Source organism: Actinoplanes sp. NPDC051513 (genome assembly GCF_044454685.1).
In the GTDB taxonomy this organism is placed as follows: Bacteria; Actinomycetota; Actinomycetes; order Mycobacteriales; family Micromonosporaceae; genus Actinoplanes.
The window spans coordinates 37,119-61,267 of the sequence record NZ_JBITDW010000012.1 but is presented as its reverse complement, the minus strand read 5'-3'; the positions used below and the strand labels follow the sequence as shown (position 1 = coordinate 61,267).

Annotated in this window: 23 protein-coding genes; 17 read left to right on the top strand and 6 right to left on the bottom strand. The window is 69.4% G+C overall.

What is annotated here, in order from left to right; genetic code table 11:
• Positions 1–30: 30 nt before the first annotated feature.
• The gene (locus tag ACIA5D_RS31900; RefSeq protein WP_396034059.1) at positions 31–987 is read left to right on the top strand and encodes an EamA family transporter; all 957 of its coding nucleotides are present in this window, start codon (positions 31–33) and stop codon (positions 985–987) included.
• A 97-nt stretch (positions 988–1,084) separates the two neighbouring features.
• Here the strand turns inward: ACIA5D_RS31900 and ACIA5D_RS31895 are convergent, their stop codons facing one another.
• Complete coding sequence (locus tag ACIA5D_RS31895) at positions 1,085–1,651, bottom strand: GNAT family N-acetyltransferase (RefSeq protein ID WP_396034058.1); 567 nt, start codon at positions 1,649–1,651, stop codon at positions 1,085–1,087.
• A gap of 28 nt (positions 1,652–1,679) precedes the next feature.
• On the opposite strand from ACIA5D_RS31895, the gene ACIA5D_RS31890 reads away from it, so the two are divergent.
• The 3 genes from ACIA5D_RS31890 (at position 1,680) to ACIA5D_RS31880 (ending at position 3,388) form a co-directional block, all read left to right on the top strand.
• Positions 1,680–1,883, top strand: coding sequence for a hypothetical protein (locus tag ACIA5D_RS31890; RefSeq protein WP_396034057.1), 204 nt, complete (start codon positions 1,680–1,682; stop codon positions 1,881–1,883).
• A 26-nt stretch (positions 1,884–1,909) separates the two neighbouring features.
• Complete coding sequence (locus ACIA5D_RS31885; RefSeq protein ID WP_396034056.1) at positions 1,910–2,704, top strand: TrmH family RNA methyltransferase; 795 nt, start codon at positions 1,910–1,912, stop codon at positions 2,702–2,704.
• 129 nt (positions 2,705–2,833) lie between these two features.
• Positions 2,834–3,388: a cellulose binding domain-containing protein gene (locus ACIA5D_RS31880; RefSeq protein ID WP_396034055.1), complete on the top strand. Its 555-nt coding sequence runs from the start codon at positions 2,834–2,836 to the stop codon at positions 3,386–3,388.
• A gap of 1,045 nt (positions 3,389–4,433) precedes the next feature.
• Here the strand turns inward: ACIA5D_RS31880 and ACIA5D_RS31875 are convergent.
• Complete coding sequence (locus ACIA5D_RS31875) at positions 4,434–5,186, bottom strand: GNAT family N-acetyltransferase (protein ID WP_396034194.1); 753 nt, start codon at positions 5,184–5,186, stop codon at positions 4,434–4,436.
• A 251-nt stretch (positions 5,187–5,437) separates the two neighbouring features.
• Here ACIA5D_RS31875 and ACIA5D_RS31870 point away from each other — a divergent pair, with 251 nt between their 5' ends.
• Together ACIA5D_RS31870 and ACIA5D_RS31865 are read left to right on the top strand one after the other, a co-directional pair.
• A complete protein-coding gene (locus ACIA5D_RS31870; RefSeq protein ID WP_396034054.1) occupies positions 5,438–6,334 on the top strand; it encodes an LLM class flavin-dependent oxidoreductase in 897 nt (298 codons plus the stop codon).
• A gap of 555 nt (positions 6,335–6,889) precedes the next feature.
• Positions 6,890–8,386, top strand: a complete 1,497-nt coding sequence (locus ACIA5D_RS31865) for a globin (protein ID WP_396034053.1) — start codon at positions 6,890–6,892, stop codon at positions 8,384–8,386.
• 7 nt (positions 8,387–8,393) lie between these two features.
• Here ACIA5D_RS31865 and ACIA5D_RS31860 read toward each other — a convergent pair whose 3' ends face one another.
• Positions 8,394–9,677: a hypothetical protein gene (locus ACIA5D_RS31860; RefSeq protein ID WP_396034193.1), complete on the bottom strand. Its 1,284-nt coding sequence runs from the start codon at positions 9,675–9,677 to the stop codon at positions 8,394–8,396.
• Positions 9,678–9,754: 77 nt separating this feature from the next.
• Between ACIA5D_RS31860 and murD the strand changes: the two genes are divergently transcribed.
• The 9 genes from murD (at position 9,755) to ACIA5D_RS31815 (ending at position 19,839) form a co-directional block, all read left to right on the top strand.
• A complete protein-coding gene (gene murD, locus ACIA5D_RS31855) occupies positions 9,755–11,104 on the top strand; it encodes a UDP-N-acetylmuramoyl-L-alanine--D-glutamate ligase (RefSeq protein ID WP_396034052.1) in 1,350 nt (449 codons plus the stop codon).
• A gap of 537 nt (positions 11,105–11,641) precedes the next feature.
• On the top strand, positions 11,642–12,595 hold the full coding sequence (locus tag ACIA5D_RS31850) for a MurR/RpiR family transcriptional regulator (protein ID WP_396034051.1): 954 nt from the start codon (positions 11,642–11,644) through the stop codon (positions 12,593–12,595).
• Between the two features lie 70 nt (positions 12,596–12,665).
• Positions 12,666–13,979, top strand: a complete 1,314-nt coding sequence (locus ACIA5D_RS31845) for an extracellular solute-binding protein (RefSeq protein ID WP_396034050.1) — start codon at positions 12,666–12,668, stop codon at positions 13,977–13,979.
• A 67-nt stretch (positions 13,980–14,046) separates the two neighbouring features.
• Positions 14,047–15,024, top strand: coding sequence for a carbohydrate ABC transporter permease (locus tag ACIA5D_RS31840; RefSeq protein ID WP_396034049.1), 978 nt, complete (start codon positions 14,047–14,049; stop codon positions 15,022–15,024).
• Complete coding sequence (locus ACIA5D_RS31835) at positions 15,024–15,920, top strand: carbohydrate ABC transporter permease (protein WP_396034048.1); 897 nt, start codon at positions 15,024–15,026, stop codon at positions 15,918–15,920. The genes ACIA5D_RS31840 and ACIA5D_RS31835 overlap by 1 nt, the downstream gene beginning before the upstream one ends.
• Before the next feature lie 42 nt (positions 15,921–15,962).
• A complete protein-coding gene (ngcE, locus tag ACIA5D_RS31830; protein ID WP_396034047.1) occupies positions 15,963–17,402 on the top strand; it encodes an N-acetylglucosamine/diacetylchitobiose ABC transporter substrate-binding protein in 1,440 nt (479 codons plus the stop codon).
• 19 nt (positions 17,403–17,421) lie between these two features.
• Positions 17,422–18,327, top strand: coding sequence for a carbohydrate ABC transporter permease (locus ACIA5D_RS31825; RefSeq protein ID WP_396034046.1), 906 nt, complete (start codon positions 17,422–17,424; stop codon positions 18,325–18,327).
• A 13-nt stretch (positions 18,328–18,340) separates the two neighbouring features.
• Positions 18,341–19,264 (top strand): carbohydrate ABC transporter permease, encoded by a 924-nt coding sequence (locus ACIA5D_RS31820; RefSeq protein WP_396034045.1) that lies wholly within the window; start codon positions 18,341–18,343, stop codon positions 19,262–19,264.
• A 341-nt stretch (positions 19,265–19,605) separates the two neighbouring features.
• A complete protein-coding gene (locus tag ACIA5D_RS31815) occupies positions 19,606–19,839 on the top strand; it encodes a hypothetical protein (protein WP_396034044.1) in 234 nt (77 codons plus the stop codon).
• Here ACIA5D_RS31815 and ACIA5D_RS31810 read toward each other — a convergent pair.
• Together ACIA5D_RS31810 and ACIA5D_RS31805 are read right to left on the bottom strand one after the other, a co-directional pair.
• Positions 19,836–20,702, bottom strand: a complete 867-nt coding sequence (locus ACIA5D_RS31810) for an NAD(P)-dependent oxidoreductase (protein WP_396034043.1) — start codon at positions 20,700–20,702, stop codon at positions 19,836–19,838. The genes ACIA5D_RS31815 and ACIA5D_RS31810 overlap by 4 nt on opposite strands.
• Positions 20,699–21,586, bottom strand: a complete 888-nt coding sequence (locus tag ACIA5D_RS31805) for a LysR family transcriptional regulator (protein WP_396034042.1) — start codon at positions 21,584–21,586, stop codon at positions 20,699–20,701. Before ACIA5D_RS31805 ends, ACIA5D_RS31810 begins: the two co-directional genes overlap by 4 nt.
• Positions 21,587–21,663: 77 nt before the next feature.
• Here ACIA5D_RS31805 and ACIA5D_RS31800 point away from each other — a divergent pair, with 77 nt between their 5' ends.
• Positions 21,664–22,509 (top strand): aldo/keto reductase, encoded by an 846-nt coding sequence (locus ACIA5D_RS31800; protein WP_396034041.1) that lies wholly within the window; start codon positions 21,664–21,666, stop codon positions 22,507–22,509.
• Positions 22,510–22,558: 49 nt separating this feature from the next.
• Entirely contained in the window at positions 22,559–23,551 is a 993-nt protein-coding gene (gene mgrA / locus ACIA5D_RS31795) for an L-glyceraldehyde 3-phosphate reductase (protein WP_396034192.1), read from the top strand.
• 383 nt (positions 23,552–23,934) lie between these two features.
• Here mgrA and ACIA5D_RS31790 read toward each other — a convergent pair whose 3' ends face one another.
• A complete protein-coding gene (locus ACIA5D_RS31790) occupies positions 23,935–24,117 on the bottom strand; it encodes a hypothetical protein (protein WP_396034040.1) in 183 nt (60 codons plus the stop codon).
• Positions 24,118–24,149: the final 32 nt, after the last annotated feature.

The following is a 24,149-nucleotide window of genomic DNA, read 5'->3' as shown; positions in this document are numbered from 1 at the left end:
CATCAATGGCTGCGGGCCGACGCTGAAGGCATGACCATCACGGCTTCTCCCTCGACACAGGCACCGGCCGCCGGCGGCGGGCGGGTGGCCACCACCGCGATCACCGCGTTCGCCCCGGCCGTCTGGGGCACCACCTACGTCGTCACCACCGAGCTGCTGCCGGCGGGGCATCCGCTGTTCGCGGGCCTGATGCGGGCGCTGCCGGCGGGACTGCTCGCGCTGGCGATCACGCGGCAGCTGCCGCGCGGGATCTGGTGGTGGCGGGCCCTGGCGCTGGGCGCGCTCAACATCGGGGCGTTCTTCCCGCTGCTGTTCCTCGCCGCCGAGCGGCTGCCGGGCGGCGTGGCGGCCACCCTCGGCGCGACCCAGCCCATCATCGTCGCGTTCCTGGCGGTGGCGATCCTCGGCGAGCGGCTGTCGGGCTGGCGTCTGGCCTGGGGACTGGTCGGCGTGGCCGGCGTGGGCCTGGTCGTCCTCGGCCCGAATGCCGCGCTGGACGCCGCCGGCATCGCGGCCGGGCTGGCCGGCGCGATGGCCATGGGGCTGGGCGTGACGCTGACCAAGCGCTGGGGCCGGCCCGAGGGCGTGCGCCCCATGGCCTTCGCCGGTTGGCAGCTGACGGCGGGCGGGCTGGTCCTGCTGGTCCCGGTGGCGCTCATCGAGGGCGTCCCCGAGCACATCGACGTCCCGGCCGTGGGTGGCTACCTCTGGCTGGGCCTGGTCGGCGGGCTGCTCGCCTACACGCTCTGGTTCGCCGGAGTGCGAGTGCTCCCGGTGACGGCGACGGCGCTGCTGGGCCTGCTGTCGCCGCTGGTGGCGGCTACGGCCGGGGTTGTCCTTCTCGGCCAGACGCTCACGGCGCCGCAGCTGGCGGGCTTCGCCCTCGCGCTGGCCGCCCTGGTGGCAGGTCAGCTCACCCCGCGGATCCTGAGGGGCCTGACGCCAGCAGCGGCAGGCTGGCGTAGCGGGGCCGGGACGGCGCGGTAGCGCCGGCGTGGCGGGGGCCGGGACGGCGCGGCGCGGTAGCGCCGGCGGGGCGGGGGCCGGGACAGCCCGGCGGCCGCGCGTGGAGCCGGTGTTGCAGTCAGCGTGGCCGCGCGGCGGGGGCCTTTCGTTCCTCGTACCTAATATGGTTTTGAATCTGGTAAAGGGCCGACGCGGCCAGGTGTGGTGGCTGGGTCGGGTCGGTGAAATCGCGGACGTGGGTCATTCCGAGACGGCGCATCACGGCCTGGGAACGGAAATTGCCGGCGGCGGCGATGGCCAGGAGCTCGGGGAAATTCAAGACCTGGAAGGCGTGATCGATCACCGATCGGGCGGCCTCCGTCGCATAGCCCATTCCCCAATGGGCTCGGGCGAGACGCCAGCCCAGCTCGACGCCGGTGAAGTCGAGTTCCTCGTCGACCGGGTCGAGGCCGGCCATTCCGATCAGCTCGTCGGTGTCGCGTAGGGCCACCGCCCACCAACCCCAGTCCCGGGTTTCCAGGTCGGTGCGGAAGAGCTCGAGAACGGCGTCGGCATCGGCGCGAGTCAGCGGGTCGCCGAGGAATTCGCGGACCCCGGGGTCGGCGTTCAGGGCGTGCCAGGCATCGCGATCGGAGTCGCGCCACTGGCGCAGGATCAGGCGGGGAGTCGGCAACTCGGTCGTCATAACCGGCTCAGGCTATAGGCTGGCGGGCATGTCTGACGGTCAGGACGAGCAGCAGGACGAACAGCAGGACGCGCAGCCCGAGGAGGAGTTTCTCAACCGGGCGGCCCGGCGGGCGGCGAAGCACAAGAAGCACTCGCACGGGGTTGGGGGGGCACAGACGTCGGAGCACCAGCATGGCCGCGGGGTCGTGTCGTCGCCCCGGCAGCAGTACGGGAACCGGCGCACCGGCTGAGCGAACACACCCGTCACAATGGCGGGATGGTGGTGCATCAGGTTGACGGCGCGGACGACCCGCGGATCGGGGACTATCGCGCGCTGACCGACCTGGAGCTGCGCATTCGGTGGGAACCGCCGAACGGGCTGTTCATCGCCGAGGGCGAGCTGGTGATACGGCGTGCCCTGCGGGCGGGCTATCGGTTGCGGTCGGTGCTCGTGGACGAGAAGCGGGTCGGGCAGTTCGAGGATCTGCCCGACGACGCGGTCGTGTACGCGGCGACGCCGGCCGTGCTCGAGTCGATCACCGGGTTTCATGTGCATCGCGGGGTCCTCGCGTCGTTTCACCGGCGGGAGCTGCCGTCGCTCGAGGAACTGCTCGCGGGCGCCCGTCGCATCGCGGTCCTCGAAGGGCTGAACACGCACACCAATCTGGGCGCGCTGTTCCGGTCGGCGGCGGCGCTCGGGATCGACGCGGTCGTGTTGTCGCCGAACTGCGCGGATCCGCTGTATCGGCGCGCGGTGCGGGTGAGCATGGGCGAGGTCTTCGCGATCCCGTACGTGAAGGCCGAGGACTGGCCGGCGGCGCTCAAGACGGTGTCGGCCGCGGGATTCCGGCTGCTCGCGTTGACGCCGGGGGCGGATGCGGTGCCGCTTCAGGAGTTGAGCGAATCCGACCGGGAGCGGCCGGCGCTGATGCTGGGGGCCGAGGGGCCTGGGCTCACGCGGGCGGCGCTGGCGGCCAGCGATGTGCGGGTCAGCATTCCGATGCGGAACGGGGTCGACTCGCTGAACGTCGCCACGGCGGCGGCGATCGCTTTCTGGGAACTTTGCCGCTAATTCCTGAGGTCTTTCCCACGCGCTTGTTGATCGATACCCTATCGCCGGTGATGCGAGCTTTCACCGGGATGAGGGCAAATGCGGGAAAACTCCGGCAATATGCGTGTTCTTCCGTGGATCCCTACTGTCTTGGGCGTCGTCGCCCTTGTCGCATTCACCGTCGTCACGATCGTCCGGCTGCTGCCGGGGCACGCGACGCCTCGGACCCTACCGCCGCCGGAGCCGCCGTTCACGCTTCCGGGGACGACATCGGGGGTGCAGGCGCCGATCAGCCTCGTGCCGTCCTCGCCGGCGTCGCCCTCCGGCGCTCTGACTCCCAGCCGGACGGCGCCGGCAGTCATCAGGCCGCCGCGAGAGACGACCGCCGCCCCGGCGAACGTCGTCGGGAAGTATCGGGTTGTCGAGTCCTATGGGGACAGCTTCATCGGCGAGGTGCTGGTCACGAACCGTACGAGCGTCCCGCAGAACTGGGTCGTGAAAATCACCTATCCGGGGAGCCTGCGGACGTCGTGGCTCGAGTCGTTGCCGCAGCCGACGCTGGTGCAGCGGGCAAACACGTTCACCTGGACGTCTTCGGTGCCGCTCGCGGCCGGATCGAGTGGGCAGCTGAGGTTCCATTTCGACCGGGCCGGGGGCTCGGACACACCGGACTCCTGCACGGTGAACGGCTCGCCCTGCTCGTGAGCCCGTTGCCATGGCCGGCCCGGCGGCATCGCCCCGGCCGGCCGGGACGCCTATTCCTGGACCGGGATCGCCCGGATCGCCCGTTCTCTGTCCTGCCGATCGCGGGTCGGCCCCGACAAGCGGAGGCATCGATCGACACCGGTGGCGGCCTGCCGGAATGAGGAACCCGGGAAACTGCCGAGCTGTGGCGGAAATGTTTCGCCGAGCCCGGAAAAATGCGTGCACGGAACCGTCGGCGACGCCGTAATGGTGCCGGCGGCGGCCCTGAATTGAAACGCCGCGAGCCGAAGAACACCCGACCAGCGAATGCGACGGCGACGGCGGCTGCGGCGACGGCGGCTGCGGCGACGGCTGGGCTGGGGCTGCGGCGGCTGACGGCGGCTGGGGCTGGGGCGGCTGGGGCTGCGGCGGCCGTTGCGACGGCTGCGACGCTGGTCGCAGCGACGACGGCTGGGGCGCAGGCTGCTGCGGAGGCGGCTGCGATTGTTGCGGCGACGGCTGCGACGCGGCGGACGCCGGGACTGCCGGGCCGGGATCGGTTGCGGTTAGCTTGGCCCACTCGCTGCCGCTGCGGCGACTGGCCAGCAGCTTGCGTGCGTGCCGTTGGGCGAGGCCCCAATCTCGATGCCGGGCGTGCTCGCGGCGAAACTCATCTTTCTCCGGAGAATAACTGCGCGACGCAGTTCTATCGCGCATCTTGGCCAGTTGGCTTGAGGTGAAGAACTGCAGCTGTCGCATACCAGAATTATTTCACTCCTGGGAATGCGGCGGTAAGCCTGGAACGCCGTTCGTTCATGCCATTCTTCCCGGCGTCATTTCTTGACACGTTGTCGAAAATGAAAGCGATCTCGATTTGAGCCGGCGTGGCCACTGGTCAAGCGTGAGGGGCGGCGCCCGGCGTGACCGGGCAGGTGCTGAGCCATGGAAAGCCCGGTTGAACCCCGCGAGTGGTGAGGCTTGGCCGGTGCCGCGCCGGCCGAACCCCACTGCATGCGTGATCGGCGGGCGGGGCTGCCCGGTACCAGGCCGGGCAGCCCGAACGCTGTCAGGGCATCGAGATGTACAGGCGCATGCCTGTGGGCTGGTAGCCGATCCGCTCGTAGATGCGCCATGAGTCAGGGCCGGATGCCTCGAGCCAGGCGATCTCGGCGCCCCGGTTGAACAAGCGGGACGTGATGTCGGCGGTGAAGGCTGCTGCCACGCCTCGGCGGCGGTAGGCGGGTGGGACGGCGATGCCGGCCACCTCGCTGACGCCGTCGCTCGGTGGGACCGCCTGGCCGCCGCCGGCGCAGGCGCCGTCGGGGGTGACGGCCATGACCGCCACGCCTCCTCGGGACTGGAGGCGGGACATGCGGGCCACGTCGGCTGCGGACGCCTCCGGGGTGCCGCCGAAGGCCTCGTGCTGGGCGGCGGACATGGCTGCCCGGTCATCGTCGGTGGACGGCTCGCGGAGGACGAAACCGTCGGGGGTGGGCGGTACGGACAGTGTCTCGGGGAGGCAGATCAGGTATTCGTGGCGCTCCTCGATGGTGAAACCGGCCTCCAGGAGCAACCGCTCCAGATCGGGGGCGGTGCTCACGACGTACTCGAGACGGGGTTTGCGTTGTGCATCGCAAAAGGCGGTGACCATCGCCGACACGTCGGCGGCCGAAATGGGGGCGCCGGGGATGGGGGTGGCGTAGTTGATTCCGGGGCTCTCGGTGGCAGGGTCGATGCCGAGGATGAACGGGCCGGAACGGATCGGCGCGGGGCGGCCGGAGAGATTGGACACGACGGACTGCTGGATGCGGGCATCCACGTTCAAGGTTTTACCTCTACGCATGAGAAAGGGACGATCAGGACGACAAGAAACGTCGGACCGCCAGTGCCGTAGGCGTCAGGCGGCCGCTCGGCCAACCCGGATCACAGGCTTCATTCCCTCATGCGGATTACCCCACGCGCTGATGCGTGAAGGTGCCCCGAGATCTTGTCAAAAGGCTCCCGGGGCTGTCAATCACCTCAGGGAGCGCAACGGTAAGAGCGGATCGTAGCGACGGCTAGGGTGAGCGCGTGACGGGAGATCAATTGGCGCCACGGGTCGGGTTCATGTTCGACCGGGGGCGCGCGCCCGAGGAGTTGACCGGGTTCGCCGCGGAACTCGAGGCGATCGGCGCGGACGATCTCTGGGTCGTCGAGGACCTCGGGTGGACCGGGTCGATCAGCTCGGCGGCGCTGGCGCTCGCGGCCACCGAGCGGCTGCGGGTCGGGCTGGGGATCGCGCCGGTGGCGTTGCGCAATCCGGCTTTGCTCGCCATGGAGATGGGCAACCTGGCGCGGGTGCATCCGGGGCGGCTGGTGGCGGGTGTGGGCCACGGCGTACCGGAATGGATGCGCAAGGTGGGCGCCGAGACGACGCGGAAGCTGGCGCTGCTCGAGGAGACGATCGTCGCGGTGCGCGGGCTGCTCGACGGCGACGAAGTGGTCCTGCACGGGCGGGAGGTGACCGTCGACGGACTACGGCTGGTGCACCCGCCGGCGGAGCCGCCGCCGATCGTCACGGGAGTGGTGCGGCCGAAGTCGCTGGAGCTCTCGGGGCGGGTCGCGGACGGGACGATCCTGGCCGAGGGGGCGGGGCCGGCGGAGGTCGTCTCGGCGCTCGAGCACATCGGCCGCGGGCGCGCGGCGGGGGACCGGCCGGGGCACGAGCTGATCGTGTTCGCGTTCCTGCACGTGGACGACGACGCGACTCGGGCCGCGGCTGCCGTGCGGGAGGTTGTCGCCGGGCAGGCGGAGTGGCTGGGCGTGGCGCCGGCGGACGTGTTCGGGCTGTTCGGGCCGGCCAAGGGTATTCCGGCGCAGGTCGCGGCGCTGCACGAGGCAGGGGCGGCGACGGTGGTGCTGCGGCCGATCGGGGACGACCCGAACGGGCAGGCTCGGGCGGCCATGGCGGCGCTCGGGCGGGCGTGATCCGGTCTCGTAGTGGCGCACGAGCGGGCGTGAGCCGGTCGTGGGTGGCGCTTAGCCGAGCGTGATCCGGTCGTGGGTGGGTAGGAGGACGAAGGGCCCGGCGCGGCAGTACGGTTGTACTGTTCGCGTGATCCGCTGAGCGGGGGTGTGGCTGTGTCGTCCGGATCGAGCTCGGGTTCGGGGGCGGATCAGCACCTGCTGGCGCTGCTTCGCGCGATTCGGCTGCGGCAGGCCGCGCCGGACGCGGTGGCCGCGGGGGCTGCGGACGCGGCGGCGGCGCTGACCTCGCCGGAGGAACTCGGCGGGCGACCTACAGGCGATAGGTCTGCGGGAGACAAGCCTGCGGGGAATCAGTCGGCTGCAGAGATGCACGAAGCGCTTCCGGCTGCACCGCAGCGGACCGAGTTGGAGGCTGGGCCGGCGGTGGTGCGGCCGGGCTGGGCGGCGAGCGATGTGGAGCCGGCGTCCAGAGGCGAGGCTGTCGAGCCGGCATCCGGCGATCTGGGCGAAACCGACGAATCCGATATGGGCGTCGCAGGGGAAAAATCCCCTGGCGTGGGTGGCCGGTCATTCTTTGATCAGGGCTCATTGCTGCGGCCGCGCGAGCTCGGGACGGGCGAGGACGAGTACGACGTCGAGGAACGGGCCGGCCAGCTGAGCCGCAATCGCTTCGCCGGCCTCACGCCGGTCCGACCAGAGCCGGGCATCGAGCTGACCCCGCCGGAGCCGGAGCAGGCCGGAACGACGGCACTCGAGCCCGCCCCCACCGACAAACAACGGCCCGACGGCGGGCTGGGGCGCCCACGCTGGGCCGCGGCCGAGCCGGGAAGCTTCGACGCCACCGGCGCGCGCCATCCCCGGCTCGAGGGCATGACGCCGCCGATGGTCGCCGCCCCGGGGCGGACGCCGGCCGTGGACGGCATGGACCCCGCCGACGACGCGCTGCTCCAGCAGACCCAGCGCCTCCTGCGGGAGAGCCTCGCCTTCGCCGGCGGCGCCGCCGCCGTGGCCACCCGCCTGCGCGAGGCGCTGCTGGCGGCCAGCCCGGCCTTGTTCTCCGCCTTGCCCGGCAACGCCGCGACCCAGACCGAGCGGCTGGCCGAAGGGCTCACCTGGCTCGTCGACCACCTCGACCAGCCGCCCGTGCTGGTCGGCGGCAGCGCCCGTCTCGGCGGAGCGCTCGCCGCCTGCGGTGTGGAGCCCGGACAACTCCAGTTCGCCGGCGCGGCGCTCGCCGAAGCCATCCGGGCCGGCTCCGGCGCGGGGGAGTGGCGCCAGGAATTCGAGGTGGCCTGGCGCTCCACCTGGCAGCACCTCTACGAGTGGATCCTGCACGGCGAGGCCACGGCCGGCTACGAGCCGCCGGTCTGGACCGCGCAGGTCGTCTCGCACGAGCTGCGGCGCCCGGATCTGGCCGTCGTCAAGCTGCGGCCGTACCTCCCCATGCCGTTCCGGCCGGGCCAGTTCGCGCGGATCCAGGTGGATCGGGTGCCGGGGGTCTGGCGGCCGTACTCGCTGGCCGGGGCGCCGCGCCGGGACGATCTGGTCGAGCTGCACGTGCGGGCCAAGACCGAGACGGGCGTGAGCGGGACCCTCGTGCACCACACCCAGGTCGGGGACGAGGTGCGGATCGGCCGGGCCGAGGGTGAGATGGGGCTGCCCGACCGCCCCGACCGCAACCTGCTGATGATCGCGGGGGACACCGGGGTGGCCCCGCTCAAGGCGCTCCTGGCCGAGCTCGCGGACACCGGCGACGCGCGGTCGGCGGTGCTCTTCTGGGGCGTGCGGGATCTCACCGAGCTCTACGACATCGAGGAGATCGCTGAGATCGCCCGCTCGGCGAAGCGGGCCACGGTGGTGCCGGTCGTCTCCGAGGGCGACCCCGGGCCGTACGCGTCCGGCCTGGTCACCGACGCGGTCGCCGCCTACGGCGAATGGTCACGGCACGAGGTCTACCTGGCCGGGCCGCCGCTGATGCTGGCCGCTACCAGCGCGGCACTGCGGCTGCTGGGCGTGACCCCCGACCAGATCCATCACGACGCGCCCGAGTAGGCGCGGATCAGAGCGAAGAGCCCAGAACCTTCGCGTACGCCTCGGGCACGAACGTCTCGCCGCCGGGGGTGAGGACCGCCTCGCGGGAGGCCTCGGCCCACGCGGACGGCGGCACCGCGGCGCGCAGCGCGACCAGCACCGGCGCGTCGTCGGTCAGCATCGACAGCGCGACCAGCGATTCCTCGACCTCGCCGACGCACTCGAAGGGCTTGTGCGCGTCGATGCCGAGCAGCTCGAGGAAGCCGGGCACCTGGGCGGTGTCGCCGAACAGGTCGTGGCCGAAGATGTGGTTGAGCCGCTCGCGCGGCATCGCGGGCGCCATCGCCAGGTACACGAAGCGGCATTTCGGACAGTCGCCGCACCACCGCGCGGTCGGGTCGTGCAGCTTGAACGCCTTGTTGCAACTGGTCACGACGTCGTCGTAGGCGTCGTGCCGGGCGAACAGCTGGGCGATGTGCAGCTCCGACAGAGAGCGCAGCAGCGAGAAGTACGGCTCCGTGAGCCCGCTGTGCGCGATGACCGCCCCGCGCAGCAGCCCTTCGGCGGCCACGCCCTTCGACCACTGGTGGTTGATCTCGTGACCGTTCCAGATCAGGTTGGGGTCGCTGGCCGAGCGCTCGTTGGACATCACGACCGGGCCGAGCCCGTGCCAGGCGGCGGTGGCGATCGCGATCAGCGAGTTGATCGCGGTGACCGGGATGTGGCCGTTGAGCGCGCCGGCCTTGTTGAGCTCGAACAGCAGCGGGTCGAGCCGGCGGCGGGCGGCCAGGGCCGGCAGGCCGGAGGCCGCGTTGACCGCCGTGATGACGGGGTTGGGGTTGACCGAGAAGGGGACCGGGTCGAGGCCGGCCGCGCGCAGGATCTCGAGCGTGACGATCGAGTCCTTGCCGCCGCCGACCGCCGACAGCGGGCGGCCCAGCGAGTTGTCGACCGGGGCGGCGTCCGCCGACTCGCCCGGCACCTCGACGGTCTGCTCCAGGACGTGCGGGAGCTGGTTGCGGTAGGCGTACTCGGCCATGCCGTGGGTGTAGATGGCGGTGAAGTAGTCGGCGGCGGCCCGGGGGACCGGCGACGGCGCGACGACGCGGGCGGGGGCGCCGACCTTGTAGTAGCTCACCCCGGCGACGACGTGCAGCAGGTCGAGCACGCGGTGGAACGCCTCGGGAACCGGGCGGTCGGCCACCGGGAACGTGATGGTCTCGGTGAACGACAACGGCGACGGGCCGTCGAGCAGGTAGTCGAACGTAGCGACCCCCGTCCGCGGGTCGAACGCGTACGAGGGAAAGCGCATGACGTCGAACCGCACCCAAAACTCCTGACGTGTGACCGACCGGCAATACTAGTGCGACTCGACGAGGAGGATGCGACGTGCGTGTGGCAGACCTGAACGGCCGGTCGGTGGCGGTCTGGGGCACCGGGCGGGAGGGTCGCGCGGCCGTGACCGCGATCGCCGCGCACAAGCCGTCCCGTCTCATCGCGGTCGACGACAGCGCCAATTTCCTCTCCATCCCCTGGGAGGGTGAGCTCGCCGCCCTCGCGCCGCTCGCCGGGGGAGACCACGCCTTCCCGGCCCTCGTCACCGCCGACGTGGTCGTGCGCTCGCCCGGCGTGCCGCAGACGCACCCGTGGATGAAGGAGCTGCGCGAGCGCGGCGTGACGATCACCGGGGGTAGCGCCCTCTGGATGGCCGATCACGCAGCGCGAACCATCGGCGTCACCGGCAGCAAGGGCAAGAGCACCACCTCGAGCCTCGTCAGCCACCTGCTGGCCGCCGTCGGGCGGCCCAACGTCTTCGGCGGCAACATCGGTGTGCCGCTGCTCGACCTGCCCACGGCGGCGCTGTACGTGCTGGAGCTCTCCAGCTACCAGTGCGCCGACCTGGTCGACTCGCCGCGGGTCGCCGTGGTGACCTCGCTCTTCCCCGAGCACCTCGACGCGCATGGGGGAGAGAAGGAGTACTACCGCGACAAGCTCAACCTGCTGCGGCACGGCCCCGAGATGATCGTGGTGAACGGCGCCGACCTGCGGCTGCGCGACGAGATCCGGGGCCTCTGCGACCTCAACGGCTTCCCGCCGATCCCGGCCGGCGCCGACGACTCGCGCTTCCGCGTCGAGGACGAGTGGATCATGTGCTCCGACGAGCCGCTGTTCCATCGGGAGGCGCTGCACCTCAAGGGCGCGCACAACGGCCGCAACCTGTGCGTGGCGATGGCCGTGCTGGACGGCCTCGGCGTCGACATCCCCGGGATGAAGGACGAGCTGCAGGCGGCGGTCGAGTCGTTCGAGGGGCTGCCGCACCGGCTCGCCGAGATCGAGGACAAGTCCGGGCTGACCTTCGTCGACGACACGCTCTCGACGAGCCCGTACGCCACGATCCATGCCATCGACGCGTACGCGAGCCGCCCGCTCACCGTGCTGGTCGGCGGCACCGACCGCGGCCTCGACTACGCTCCGCTACGCGAGTTCCTCACCGGCCGCGAACTCACGGTGATCGGCATTCCCGACTCGGGCCCGCGCATCATCGAGGCGCTGGCCGGGCTGCCCGGAGTGCGGACGGAGATCGCCGAGGACCTTCCCGCCGCCGTCCGCCTCTCGCGCGAGCTGACGCCCGAGGGCGGCGTGGTGCTGCTGTCCCCCGCGGCGCCCAGCTATGGCAGATACCGCAACTTCGAACACCGCTCCGAGGCCTTCATCGAGGCGATCCGCGAGTCCGCCTGAGGGTCCACACAGCGCTGGTACGGCCCGCGACCACGGTGAGTGAACGGTCGCGGGCCGCTTCATGTCTGGCGCAGGGTGACGCCGACGGCGCCGCCAAGGCGCCGGCGGCATGGCCCGGCGGCCGGGTGACCAGCGCGAGGATGCAACCAGCGGCCCGCGACCGCGGGTGCGGACCGCATCGGCGGGAACGCTCCCACGCCGTACGGTAAAAGTTTTGATCTTGTTTCTGGGGGCTTCCTCAGTGTTACGAACCGTTCGCGAGGTCGGCTGAACGGGCTATCGGCCATGGGTCGAACGGCGTGCGTCGACGGGCCGAAGCGGCTACCACAAACCGGCATGTAACCGTCCAGGTGACGGCGGTCACGTCGTAAAGAACATTTCCGGATCGATGGCGGTCAAGCGCTCCCGTCGTAACACGCGTTCATCAGCGCAGGTCAGGTAACGGTTTGAAAACTTCGCCCACGGTCTTGACACGGAGGGCCATTTAGTAAGAACTTTTACCGCGACAGTAAACAGTCCTTCCTGAAAGGGTGGCCAATGAGCGAGCCAGAGATGGACGGCGCCGCGGCGACCGCGGTCGTCGACTCCCTGGTCGCCGATCAGGGCCAGCCGTCGGACGGGGTGCTCCTGCGGGTCCGCTCGCTGCTGCCGGAATTCACCGGCGCGCTCCGGCGGGTGGCCGAGCAGGTGCTCACCGACCCGGCGAGGGCCTCGCGTGCCACCATCGTCGAGCTCGCCGAGCGCAGCGGCACCTCACCGGCAACCGTCACCCGGTTCTGCCGCGCGCTCGGCTTCGACGGATACGCCGATCTGCGGCTCGGGATCGCGGCCGAGACGGGCCGTGCGAGAAGCGCCGGCTGGACGGTGGACATCGGCCGTGAGATCCAGCCCGGCGATCCGCTCGCGCGGGTTCTCGGGCAGATCATGGCGGCCGACACCCGGGCGATGCACGACACCGCCGCGCTGCTCGACCTCGCCGAGGTGGAGCGGGCCGCGGTGGCGATCGCGGTGGCGCCCCGGGTCAACATCTTCGGCGCCAGCGGGAGCGCGCTGGTCGGCGAGGAGATGCAGTTCAGCCTGCACCGCATCGGCGTACCGGTGTGGGCCTGGACCGACGTGCACAACGGCCTGGCGAGCGCCGCTCTGTCCCGGCCCGGCGACGTCGCGCTCGGCATCTCGCACTCGGGCGAGACCGGCGAGACGATCGAGCTCCTGGCCGAGGCGAGCAGCCGAGGGGCGACGACGATCGCCCTGACCAGCTTCCCGAAGTCACCGCTCGCCGAGCTCGCCGACATCGTTCTGCTCACCGCAACCCAGGCGACGACGTTCCGGCCGGATGCGCTCAGCGCGCGGCATCCGCAGCTGGTCGTTCTCGATCTTCTCTATGTCGCGGTCGCGCAGCGGACCCACGAACGTTCGCACGCGGCCTTTCAGGTAACCGCTCAAGCCGTCCACGGCCACAAGGCCGCCAAGGACGGGCATTCGTCATGACCCGTCCAACCACCCCACCACCGCCCATAAACGGAATAAAAATCCCTGATTTCTCATATATGGAGGAAGCGTGAAGCGCAAGATCGTGGCAGCGGCGGCAATCGCCGCAACGCTGCTCGGCGCCGCCGCCTGCGGCTCCAACGACGATGACTCCCCCACGACGTCCGCTTCCGGCCCGGTCGACGGCAAGGGCAAGACCATCAAGGTCTGGCTGATGGTCGACGCGCAGAGCGCCTGGAAGGGCGTGGTCGACGACGCGTCCAAGCGGTTCAGCGACGCGACCGGCGCCCAGGTGCAGGTCGAGTACCAGCAGTGGGCGAACCACCTCACCAAGCTCGACGCCACACTGGCCGGCACCGACGTGCCGGACGTGATCGAGCTCGGCAACACCGAGTTCCCGAAGTACGTGTTCTCGCAGGCGTTCGCGGCGATCAACCCGGCCGACTACGAGAACTCGAGCAGCTGGCTCCAGGGCCTCAAGGGCGCCTGCGACTTCGAGGGCCAGACGTACTGCGTGCCCTACTACGCCGGCGCCCGGGTGCTGATCTACCGCACCGACCTGTTCAAGAAGGCCGGCATCGCCGACGCACCGAAGACGTACGACGAGTTCCTGGCCGACGCGGACAAGCTGCAGGCCGCGCAGAAGGCGGAAGCGAAGTTCGGCGCCGTCTACATGCCGGGCCAGTACTGGTACGCGGCGATGTCCTGGGTCAAGGCGTCCGGCGGCGAGATCGCCAAGCAGGACGGCGACAAGTGGGCCGGCCAGCTCTCGCAGCCGTCCTCGATCGCGGGCCTGCAGAAGTGGGTCGACATGGTCAAGAAGTACTCGAAGGCCGACCCCACCAAGAACGAGAACGACCAGGCCGGCATCTTCGCCCAGGGCCAGGCCGGCATGTTCTACGGCAACGCCTGGGAGCAGGGCGCCGCGGAGCAGGTGAAGAAGGACCCGAACGACCCGAACTCCCCGCTGGTCGACACCAAGGTCAAGGGCAAGCTGGCCGCCGCGCCGATGCCCGACGTCCCGTCCTTCCTCGGCGGCTCCAACCTCGGCGTCGCAACGAAGAGCCAGAACAAGGAGCTGGCTGCGCAGTGGATCAAGTACTTCACCGACAGCACCTCGATGGCCGGCCTGATCAAGGCCAACGCGCTGCCGAACTCCACCGCGCTGCTGGACAAGGCCGCGACCGACAACCCGACCATCGCCCCGGCCGCTCTCGCCGCGAAGAGCAGCTGGTTCACCCCGAATGCCGAGAAGTGGGCGGACGTCGAGAAGGGCAACGTCTTGCAGACGATGCTCACCGACATCCTGACCGGCAAGAAGTCCGTGGCCGACGGCGCCAAGTGGGCCGACGACCAGATCAACACGACGCTCAACGAGAGCTGACTTTTTAGATGCAGCCGCCCGCCCCTGACGACAGGGGCGGGCGGCAGCAAAACGAGAAGGATTGTTGATGTCCGTCGTCGAAACCCCGGCGACCCGCCGGACGGGCGGGTCCACACCGCACCGTGCCCCCGGCCGCGCGAACCGGCCGCGCCGCCGTCAGACCGCCGGCCTTCCCTGGCTGCTCTCCATCCCCACCCTGCTGCTGCTCGCCGGGCTGCTCGGTTATCCGCTGGTGCGGATGGTCGTGCTGTCCTTCCAGAACATGCGACTGCGCGAGCTGATCAGTGGGCGCACGCCACCGTGGGTCGGCTTCGACAACTACACCAAGGTCCTCACCGACTCGGTCTTCTGGACCGTGGTCGGCCGTACCGTCGCGTTCACCGTGGTCGCCGTGACCGTCTCGGTCGTCATCGGGCTCGGGATCGCGCTGCTGATGCGCCGCGTCGCCCGCGGCGTACGCCTCTTCATGATCGTCGCGATGATGTTCGTCTGGGCCATGCCGCAGCTGGTCGCGGCCCAGGCCTTCCGCTGGATCACCGACTCCGACTTCGGCGTCCTCAACTACCTGATCGACCTGCTGCCCGGGGTGGACTACCAGAACCACAGCTGGTTCGTGAACCCGTGGCAGGGCTGGTCGGTCATCACCACGCTGGTGGTCTGGGCCGGCATCCCGTTCCTCGCGATCACCCTGAACGCCGGGCTCACGCAGGTGCCGAAGGAGCTCATCGAGGCGGCCACGATGGACGGCGCGTCGCCCTGGCAGGTGCTGCGCAACATCACGTTGCCGATCCTCAAGCCGTTGCTGACGATCGTGACGACGCTGTCGGTGATCTGGGACTTCGGGCTGTTCACCCAGAACTGGGCGCTGCGCGACGGCCACCCGGAGCCGCAGTTCCAGACCCTGGCGACCTACTCGTACACGCAGGCGTTCGGCCAGTCCCGCTACAGCCTCGGCTCGGCGATCTCGGTGATCACCGTGCTGCTGATGCTCGGTGTGATGGCCTTCTACATCCGGCAGATGTTCAAGATCGGGGAGGTGGACTGATGGTCGCCACGACTCCGGGCGCCCCCGCGGTACGCACACGAAAGCGGGCCGATGACGGCGTGGTGACCGTCGGCCGCAGCCGCGGCGGCACGATCGCCGCCAACGCCATCGGCGTGATCTTCTCGCTGCTCATGCTGTTCCCGGTCTACTGGGTGCTCAACACCGCGTTCAAGCCCGCCAACGAGGTGCTGGCGCTGACGCCGACCTTCGTGCCGGAGCACCCGACCTTCGACAACTTCAAGTCGGCCTTCCACGCGCCGCTGTTCCTGCAGAACATGCTCAACGGCCTGATCGTCACGCTGCTGGCGGTGGCCGGCGCGCTCGTGGTCGGCTTCCTGGCCTCGCTCGCGATCGCCCGGTTCAACTTCTACGGCCGCAAGGCGATCATCCTGGTCGTCCTGGGCGTGCAGCTGGTGCCGCTGCTCGCGCTGCTGATCCCGCTGTTCCTGATGCTGCAGAGCGCAAACTTGACCAACAGTCTGATCGGTGTGAGTATCACCTACTTGGTCCTGATCTTGCCCTATACCGTGTGGACACTGCGTGGCTTCATTTCCGGGATTCCCCGCGAGCTCGACGAGGCGGCTCTGATCGACGGCTGCTCGCGTGGCCAGGTGTTCTGGCGGATCATCCTGCCCCTGACCGGTCCCGGTCTGGTGGCGACCAGCGTCTACGGGTTCATCCAGGCCTGGAACGAATTCATCATCATCAACACGCTCAACAGCCCGGCCAAGCAGAACCTGATGGCCTGGCTGCTGCAGAACCAGACAACCCGCGGTACCGCCTGGGGTCCTCTCATGGCCGGTGCGATCATCACCTCGATCCCGGTGGTGATTTTCTTCCTGATCATCCAACGCAACATCGCCACCGGTCTCACCGCCGGTGCTGTGAAGGGCTGATCGGGGTTCCCCAGCAATGAGCACAAGCACTGAGGAGATGCTGTGACCGAGATATTCGCCAAGGCCGAGGTCGATCGTCGTACGCTGCTGCGTCGCGCGGCCGCCGTCGGTCTGATGGCCACCCCCGCGGTGGGCATGCTGAGCGCGTGTGTCAGCGGCGGTGACGACGACAAGACCCAGGAGCAGTCGACCGGCACCAAGTCGGCCGAGAACCCGCTGGGCATCGACCCCAAGGCGGGCGTCGAGATCATCATCTTCAACGGTGGTCTGGGCACGGCCTACGCCACCGACGTCGACACCCCGCTGTTCAACAAGAAGTGGCCGGACGCCAAGATCACGTACTCGACGACCGAGCAGATCTCGACGGTCGTGCAGCCCCGGATCAACGCCGGCACCCCGCCGGACATGATCAACAACTCGGGCTCGAACCTGATGGACTTCGGCGCGATCGTCAAGGCCGGCCAGGCCGCCGACCTGACCGACCTGTTCGCGGCGCCGTCCTGGGACGTCTCCGGCAAGACCGTCGCCGAGACGCTGGTGCCGGGCGCCGTCGAGCAGGGCTCGTACGACGGCAAGCCGTTCGCGATGAACTACTCGTTCACCGTCTTCGGCCTCTGGTACAACAAGAAGCTCTTCGACTCGAAGGGCTGGAAGAACCCGACCACCTGGGCCGAGTTCACCGCCCTCTGCGACCAGATCAAGGCGGCCGGCATCACGGCGTTCGGCTACGCGGGCGCCAACGCGTCGTACTACATGGTCCGCGCCCTGCTCACCAGCGCCGCCAAGATCGGCACCGAGCAGGCGCTCAAGGACATCGACAACCTGAAGCCCGGCGCGTGGACGGCCGACCCGATCAAGCAGGCCGCGCAGGCCTGGGGCGAGATCGGCACCAAGTACATCAACAAGACGTTCCTCGGCCTCAAGCACACCGAGGTCCAGCTGCAGCAGAACCAGGACAAGCTGGCGTTCTACCCCTGCGGCTCCTGGCTCGAGAACGAGCAGGCCAAGGACACCCCGCCCACCTTCGAGTACGCCGTGCAGGCGTACCCGAGCGTGTCCGCCTCGGACAAGCTCCCGGCGACCGCCATCAACGCGGCGGCCGGCGAGATCTACTTCGCGGCGGCCAAGGGCAAGAACCCGGCCGGCGGCAAGGAGTACATCCGCGCGATGCTCTCCAAGGAGGCGGCGCTGGGCTTCACCAAGCTCACCAAGTCGCTTACGGTGGTGGCGGGCGCGGCCGACGGCCAGACCATCTCGCCCGGTCTGACCAGTGCGAACGACGTGCTCGGCAAGGCCGGCAAGGACGTGTTCATGGGCTACCTGTTCGACACCTGGTACAAGAAGCTCGACGACGAGTCGCGCGCGGCCGTCAACGACCTCATGTTCAAGGGTGGCGACGCCAACAAGTTCTGCGAGCGGATGGAGGCGGCCTCCCAGGCCGTCGCCAAGGACTCCTCGATCACCAAGTTCACCCGTAGCTGAGTTTTAAGAGGTAGGCGCCATGCGGCACGGCAAGTATCCCTTCATCATCGGCTTCCTTGTCGTGCCGGTGGCGCTCTACTGCACCTTCGTGGTCGCGGCGTACATCCAGAGCTTCCAGCTCTCGATGACGAGCTGGTCGGGCTTCGGCCCGATCAAGTTCATCGGCTTCGAGAACTTCCAGAAGCTCTGGAACGACGACCTGTTCTGGAAGTCGCTGCGCCACAACCTGTTCCTGCTGATCTTCCTGCCGCTGATCACGGTCGCCGTCGCGCTGGTCTTCGCGTTCCTGCTCAACGTCGGCGGCACCCACAAGGGCGGCACGACCCGCGGCGTGCACGGCTCGAAGATCTACCGGATCATCTTCTTCTTCCCGCAGCTGCTGGCCCTCGCGATCATCGCGGTTATCTTCCAGCGGGTCTTCGGCCCCGACAAGAGCGGCATGATCAACGGCCTGTTGCCGGAGTCGTGGAGCCCTTGGCTCTTCCTCGCCGACGAGCGCTGGGCGATGACCTGCATCCTGGTCGTACTGATCTGGCAGGCGATCGGCTTCTACGTGGTGCTGTTCTCGGCCGGCATGGGCTCGATCTCCCAGGAGATCTACGAAGCCGCCGCGCTGGACGGCGCCTCCCGCATCACGCTGTTCTTCCGGATCACGATCCCGCTGCTGTGGGGCACGATCCAGGTCGCCTGGGTCTATCTCGGCATCGCGGCGTTCGACGCGTTCGCCCTCGTCAACATCATGACCGTCGACCGCGGCGGCCCGAACGGCGCCTCGTCGGTGCTGAGCCTGATGATCTATCGCAACACCTTCGAGTTCTCGCAGGTCGGTTACGCCTCCGCGCTCGGTGTCGTGTTGTTCTTCCTGACCCTGACCTTCGCCGCGCTGACCCTGAGGGTCACCCGCCGCGAGTCCGTCGAAGCCTGAGAGGCGGACCGAGATGACCAACATCACCAGCGTCCCCGGCGCCGACGTCGTCCCCGACACCAGGCACAAGAGCGCCGGCGTCAAGCCCAGCACCAAGAAGGATGTCAACGCCTTCACCGGCCTCGCGCACATCGGCCTGATCCTGTGGGCGCTCGTCACGGCCGGCCCGCTCATCTGGGTCCTGCTCGCGTCGTTCAAGACCAACACCGAGATCTTCCTGGGCAAGCCGTTCGCGCTGCCGCAGAGCTTCTCCTTCCAGACGTACGTCGACGCGTGGAACGAAGCGCACATCGGGCGCTACTTCTTCAACAGCGTCATCGTGGTCATCCTGAGCACGGCCGGCACCATGGTGCTCGGCTCGATGGCCGCGTACGTGCTGGCCCGCTACCGGTTCTTCGGCAACCGGTTCATCTACTACCTGTTCGTCTCGGGCTTGGCCTTCCCGACGTTCATGGCGCTGGGCCCGCTGTTCTACATCCTCAAGAACATGGGGCTGCTCGGCACGTACACCGGCTTGGTGCTGGTCTACATCGCCTACTCGCTGCCGTTCACGGTCTTCTTCCTGGCCGCGTTCTTCAAGACGCTGCCGTACGAGATCGAGGAGGCCGCGACCGTCGACGGCGCGTCCCACACCCGCAAGTTCTTCCAGATCATGATGCCGATGGCCCGCTCCGGCCTGGTCAGCATCACGATCTTCAACATCGTCGGGCAGTGGAACCAGTACCTGCTGCCGGTCGTGGTGATCAGCGGCCCGGGCGCCGAGCAGAAGATGCTGCTCACGCAGGGCATCGCGCAGATCAGCGTGTCGGCCGGCTACCACGCGCAATGGTCGACGCTGTTCGCGGCGCTGACCCTGTCGATCCTTCCGATGATCGTCGTCTACGCCATCTTCCAGCGACAGATCCAGGCGGGCCTCACCGCCGGCGCCGTCAAGTAACGCCGCGACAACGGGGACCGGCCTCGCTTTTGGCCGCGCCGGCCGCGCCGGTCCCGCTGTGCTCGCTTTCCGCCGTGGTCGCGCCAGGAGCGTCGGTGGCGCTTGCTCATTTGATACGGGTTTGCGCCAAGTCCCCGATGAGTCGCCACGCGCCGCGGTGGGTCACCCTCCGCGCGCGGCTGCCGGGCTGTCCCGCGTGGCACGCCACCTGCTGCACTGCTGTCCCGCGTCGCCCGCCCGCGCTGCCCGCTGAGAGCCGCCACCGCATGACGGGATCCCGGGCGGTGCCACCCACCACGCGCGACCGGCCGCACTCACCGCAACCGGGCAGCCGCCGGGCCATGGCAAACCCCATCGCAACCGGGCAGCAGGCCACGGCAAACCTGCCCAGCCACCACCTCACCGCGGCGGCCAGTCAGGCGCCGGGCCGCTCACCACGCCGCGACGACTGTGGTGAGCAGCGCGGCCGACGGCGCGCAGGCGGTGCGCCTGGGCAGCTCGCGCCGCGCGACCGTACGCAGGCCGTCGTCGCGGCCTACCAGTCGGGGCTGATCGTTCCCGGCGGGCGGTCCTAGTCCCAGCTCGCGAAGTACGAGGCGGCCATGTCGGAGTCGGTGTGGCCCTGCTCGCCCGCCCGGCGGAAGCGCTCGGCGCCGGCGGCCGCCACGTCCAGGCGTACGCCATGGTCTTGCCCGGTCTCGACGATCAGCCGGGCGTCCTTCTCGGCCGTGCCCACCGCGAAGCTGGCCGGCGTCAGCCGGTCCTCGAGGATCAGCTGGGACTTGGCGTGCAGGTAGCCCATGTCCAGCGGTCCGCCCTCGATCAGCTGGAAGAACGCGTCGGGCGCCACACCCAGCCCCTTGGCCAGCGCGAGCGTCTCGGCCGCGCCGTGGGTCACCGCCAGCACCCAGCTGTTGGCGACGAGCTTGAGCTTGGTGGCGCTCGCGTCGGCGGCGTCCGTTCCGGTCCAGACGGTCCGGGCGCCGACCGCGTCGAAGATCGGCTGCACGGCGGCCCGGTAGTCCTCGGGGCCGGCGGCCAGCACGCTGAGCTGCCCGGCCTCGGCCGGCTGACGGGTGCCCAGCACGGGCGCGTCGAAGAAGATCACGCCGCGCTCGGCGGCCGCCGCGGCGAGCTTCGCGACGTCGGCGGGCGCGGAAGTGGTCGACTGGATCCAGTACGTGCCGGGACGCAGCGCGTTCGCGGCCTGCTCGATGACCTCGCGCACGGTCTCGCCGTCGAAGAGCATGGTCAGCACGACATCGGCGTGGCGGACGGCCTCGGCGGGAGTCGCAGCGGTGGGAAGGCCGGTGGCCGCCGCCTTGTCCGCGGAACGGTTCCACACGGTGACGGTGTGGCCGGCCTTCGCGATGTTCTTCGCCATCGCGGCGCCCATGATCCCGGCGCCGAGGACGGCTACGTTCAGTCCTTCACTCATAGGGTCATCTTGCCCGGTATCGCGCGCCGTAACAGTTCGGTGGTGGCGGGACCGGGTGGGGTCGCCGGCAGGGCCACGGACACCTGCCAGGACGCCTCCTGCGTCTTGAGCGTCGCCGCGTGCAGGCCCTTCGCCTGCGGCTTGCGGGTCACCGGGGCCGGCACCAGCGCCACCCCGAGCCCCTGCTGAACGAAGTCGAGCAGCGTGTGCACGTCGTTGACCTCGACGCTGATCCGCCGCTCGGCGTCGGCGCGGGCGAAGGCGAGATCGTTCACCCGGCGGGCGCCCCAGTCCGCGCTGAAGTCGACGAAGTCCTCGTCCTTTATCTCGTCGACGTCGACAACATCAAGATCAGCGAGTGGGTGGCCCGGGTGGGTGAGCAACATCATGTCCTCGGTGGCGAGGGGCATGACGCGTACGCCGTCAGGCGGCGGCCCGGGAAGCGCGACAAAGCCCACGTTGAGGCGTCCCAGCCGGATCTGCTCCACGATCTGACCCGAGCCCGCGTAGCGCAGACGGATCTCCACCCCCGGGTGCGCCCGGCGGAACGACGCCAGCACCGGCGGCAGGTCGATCACCCCGAGGCAGTGCTCCGAGCCGACCGTGAGGCTCCCGCGCAGCAGCCCGCGCACCGCAGCCACCGCGTCCCGGGCCGCCGACGCGCTGGCCAGCGTGCGGTGCGCCTCGGTGAGCAGCGCCCGGCCCGCGTCGGTCAGCTCGACCCGGCGGGTGTTGCGGACGAACAGCTCGGCGTCCAGGTCTTTCTCGAGGGCCCGGATCGAGGCGGACAATCCGGACTGGGCCACCCGCATCCGCTCGGCGGCCCGGGTGAAATGCCGCTCCTCGGCGACCGCGACGAAATACTCGAGGTGACGTAGCTCCACGATTCAGCAGTCTAGGTGCTGAATCCGAGCGGTTTCTTCTGTTGGACGGGGGCAGGGGCTTGAACCAGGCTGTGGTCATGCAAACTCGACGTATCGGCGATGTCCAGGTCAGCGCCATCGGTCTCGGCGGCATGCCGATGTCGATCGAGGGGCGGCCCGACGAGGAGCGCTCGATCCGCGCCATCCACGCCGCGCTGGACGCCGGCATCACCCTGATCGACACCGCGGACAGCTACCACATCCACGCCGACGAGGTCGGGCACAACGAGACGCTGATCGCGCGGGCGCTCGCCTCCTACGGCGGCGACACGTCGTCGGTGCTGGTCGCCACCAAGGCCGGGCACGTACGCCCCGGCGACGGCAGCTGGACGATCGACGGCTCGCCGTCGCACGTCTTCGAGGCCTGCGAGGCCTCGCTCAAGCGGCTCGGCGTCGAGACCATCGGGCTGTACCAGTACCACCGTCCCGACCCGCACGTGCCGTGGGCCGACTCGATCGGCGCGATCCGCGACCTGCTGGACGCCGGCAAGATCCGGATGGCCGGTGTCTCCAACGCGAACCCCGCGCAGATCCTCGAGGCGCAGCAGATCCTGGGCGGCCGGCTGGTGTCGGTGCAGAACCAGTTCTCGCCGTCGTTCCTCTCCTCGGCGCCCGAGCTCGCGCTCTGCGACGAACTGGGGATTGCGTTCTTGCCCTGGTCGCCGCTGGGCGGCATCCGGCGGGCCGGCGACCTGGGTGAGGGCTTCGCCACGGTCGCCGAGCGTCATGGAGTCAGCCCGCAGCGGGTATGTATCGCCTGGCACCTCGCCAAGTCGCCGGTGGTCATCCCGATCCCGGGCGCCTCCCGCCCCGCCTCGATCATCGATTCGGCCGCCGCCGTCGATCTGTCGCTCTCCGCCGACGACCTCACCCTTCTTCCCTGAGGACAATTTCGTGTCTGTCTACGACGCTTCTGCCGACCGCTACTCGTCGATGGAGTACCGCCGCACCGGGCGCAGCGGGCTCAAGCTGCCCGAGATCTCGCTCGGGCTCTGGCACAACTTCGGCGACGACAAGCCGTTCGAGACGCAGCGGGACATCCTGCGGCGGGCCTTCGACCTCGGCATCACCCACTTCGACCTGGCCAACAACTACGGGCCGCCGTACGGCTCGGCGGAGGCCAACTTCGGCCGGCACATGGCCGCCGATTTCGCGGTGTACCGCGACGAACTGGTCATCTCTACCAAGGCCGGGTACGACATGTGGCCCGGGCCGTACGGGGAGTGGGGGTCGCGGAAGTATCTGACCGCCTCGCTCGACCAGTCGCTCAAGCGGATGGGCCTCGACTACGTCGACATCTTCTACTCGCACCGCCTGGACCCTTCCACTCCGCTGGAGGAGACCATGGGTGCGCTGGCTTCGGCCGTTCGTGCTGGTAAGGCGCTGTATGTCGGGATATCTTCGTATTCGCCGGCCAAAACGGCCGAGGCGGCGGCGATTCTGCGCGACCTCGGGACGCCGCTGCTGATCCACCAGCCGTCGTACTCGATGCTGAACCGGTGGATCGAGGACGGGCTCCTCGACGTCCTGTCCGAGGTCGGCGCGGGTTGCATCGGGTTCTCGCCGTTGGCGCAGGGCATGCTGACCAACCGCTATCTTCAGGGCGTTCCGGAAGGGTCGCGGGCCAGCGAGGACAAGTCGCTGTCCGCCGACCTGCTGTCCTCGGGCAACCTCGACAAGATCCGCGCGCTCAACGACATCGCCGCCCGTCGCGGCCAGTCCCTCGCCCAGATGGCGATCGCCTGGTCCATCCGCGACCCCCGGATGACCTCGGTCGTCCTGGGCGCGAGCAGCGTGGCCCAGCTCGAGAACAACGTGGCCTCGCTGAACAACACGTCGTTCACGGCCGACGAGCTGGCCGAGATCGACAAGTACGCCACCGAGTCGGGCATCAACCTGTGGGCGCGATCGAGCGAGGCGGGTTGAAGTCCGCGGGTGCGAACGATCATCTTCCATGGAACCGGGGCCGATCCGACCGTCGCGTGGTACCCGTGGCTGGCGGAACGGCTCCGGGGCCGGGGGTACGACGTCGAGGTGCCGCATTATCCGGGCCTGAACGTCGAGCCGATCGCCTCGTTCCTGCCCGGTGTGCTCGCCGCTCACAAATTCGACGGGCACAGCGCGACATCTTCTTCATCAACTCCGCGGACGACCCCTACGGCTGCGACGCCGGCCAGGGGCGGGCCATGTTCGACCGCCTCGGCGGCACCCAGATCGTGCGCAACGACGGCCACTTCGGCGACTTCGGCCAGGACTACGACGAGTTCCCGCTCCTGGACCGCCTGATCGGCCTCGGTTGAGGCCGACCGCTACCAGCGGCGCCGGCGGTAGTGACCGTGGTGCCGGTAGTGACCGTGGTAGCGGTAGTGGCCGTGGTGCTTGTAGTGACCGTGGTAGCCGTACGGCCGGCCGGGGTGGCCGCGCCGGTGGGACATCCTCTGCATCTTCTGGGCGAGCATCGAATATATGAACCGCTTGATGAAGCCACTCATGTCTTCAACGGTAGAGTGGCCTGTCGAGCACT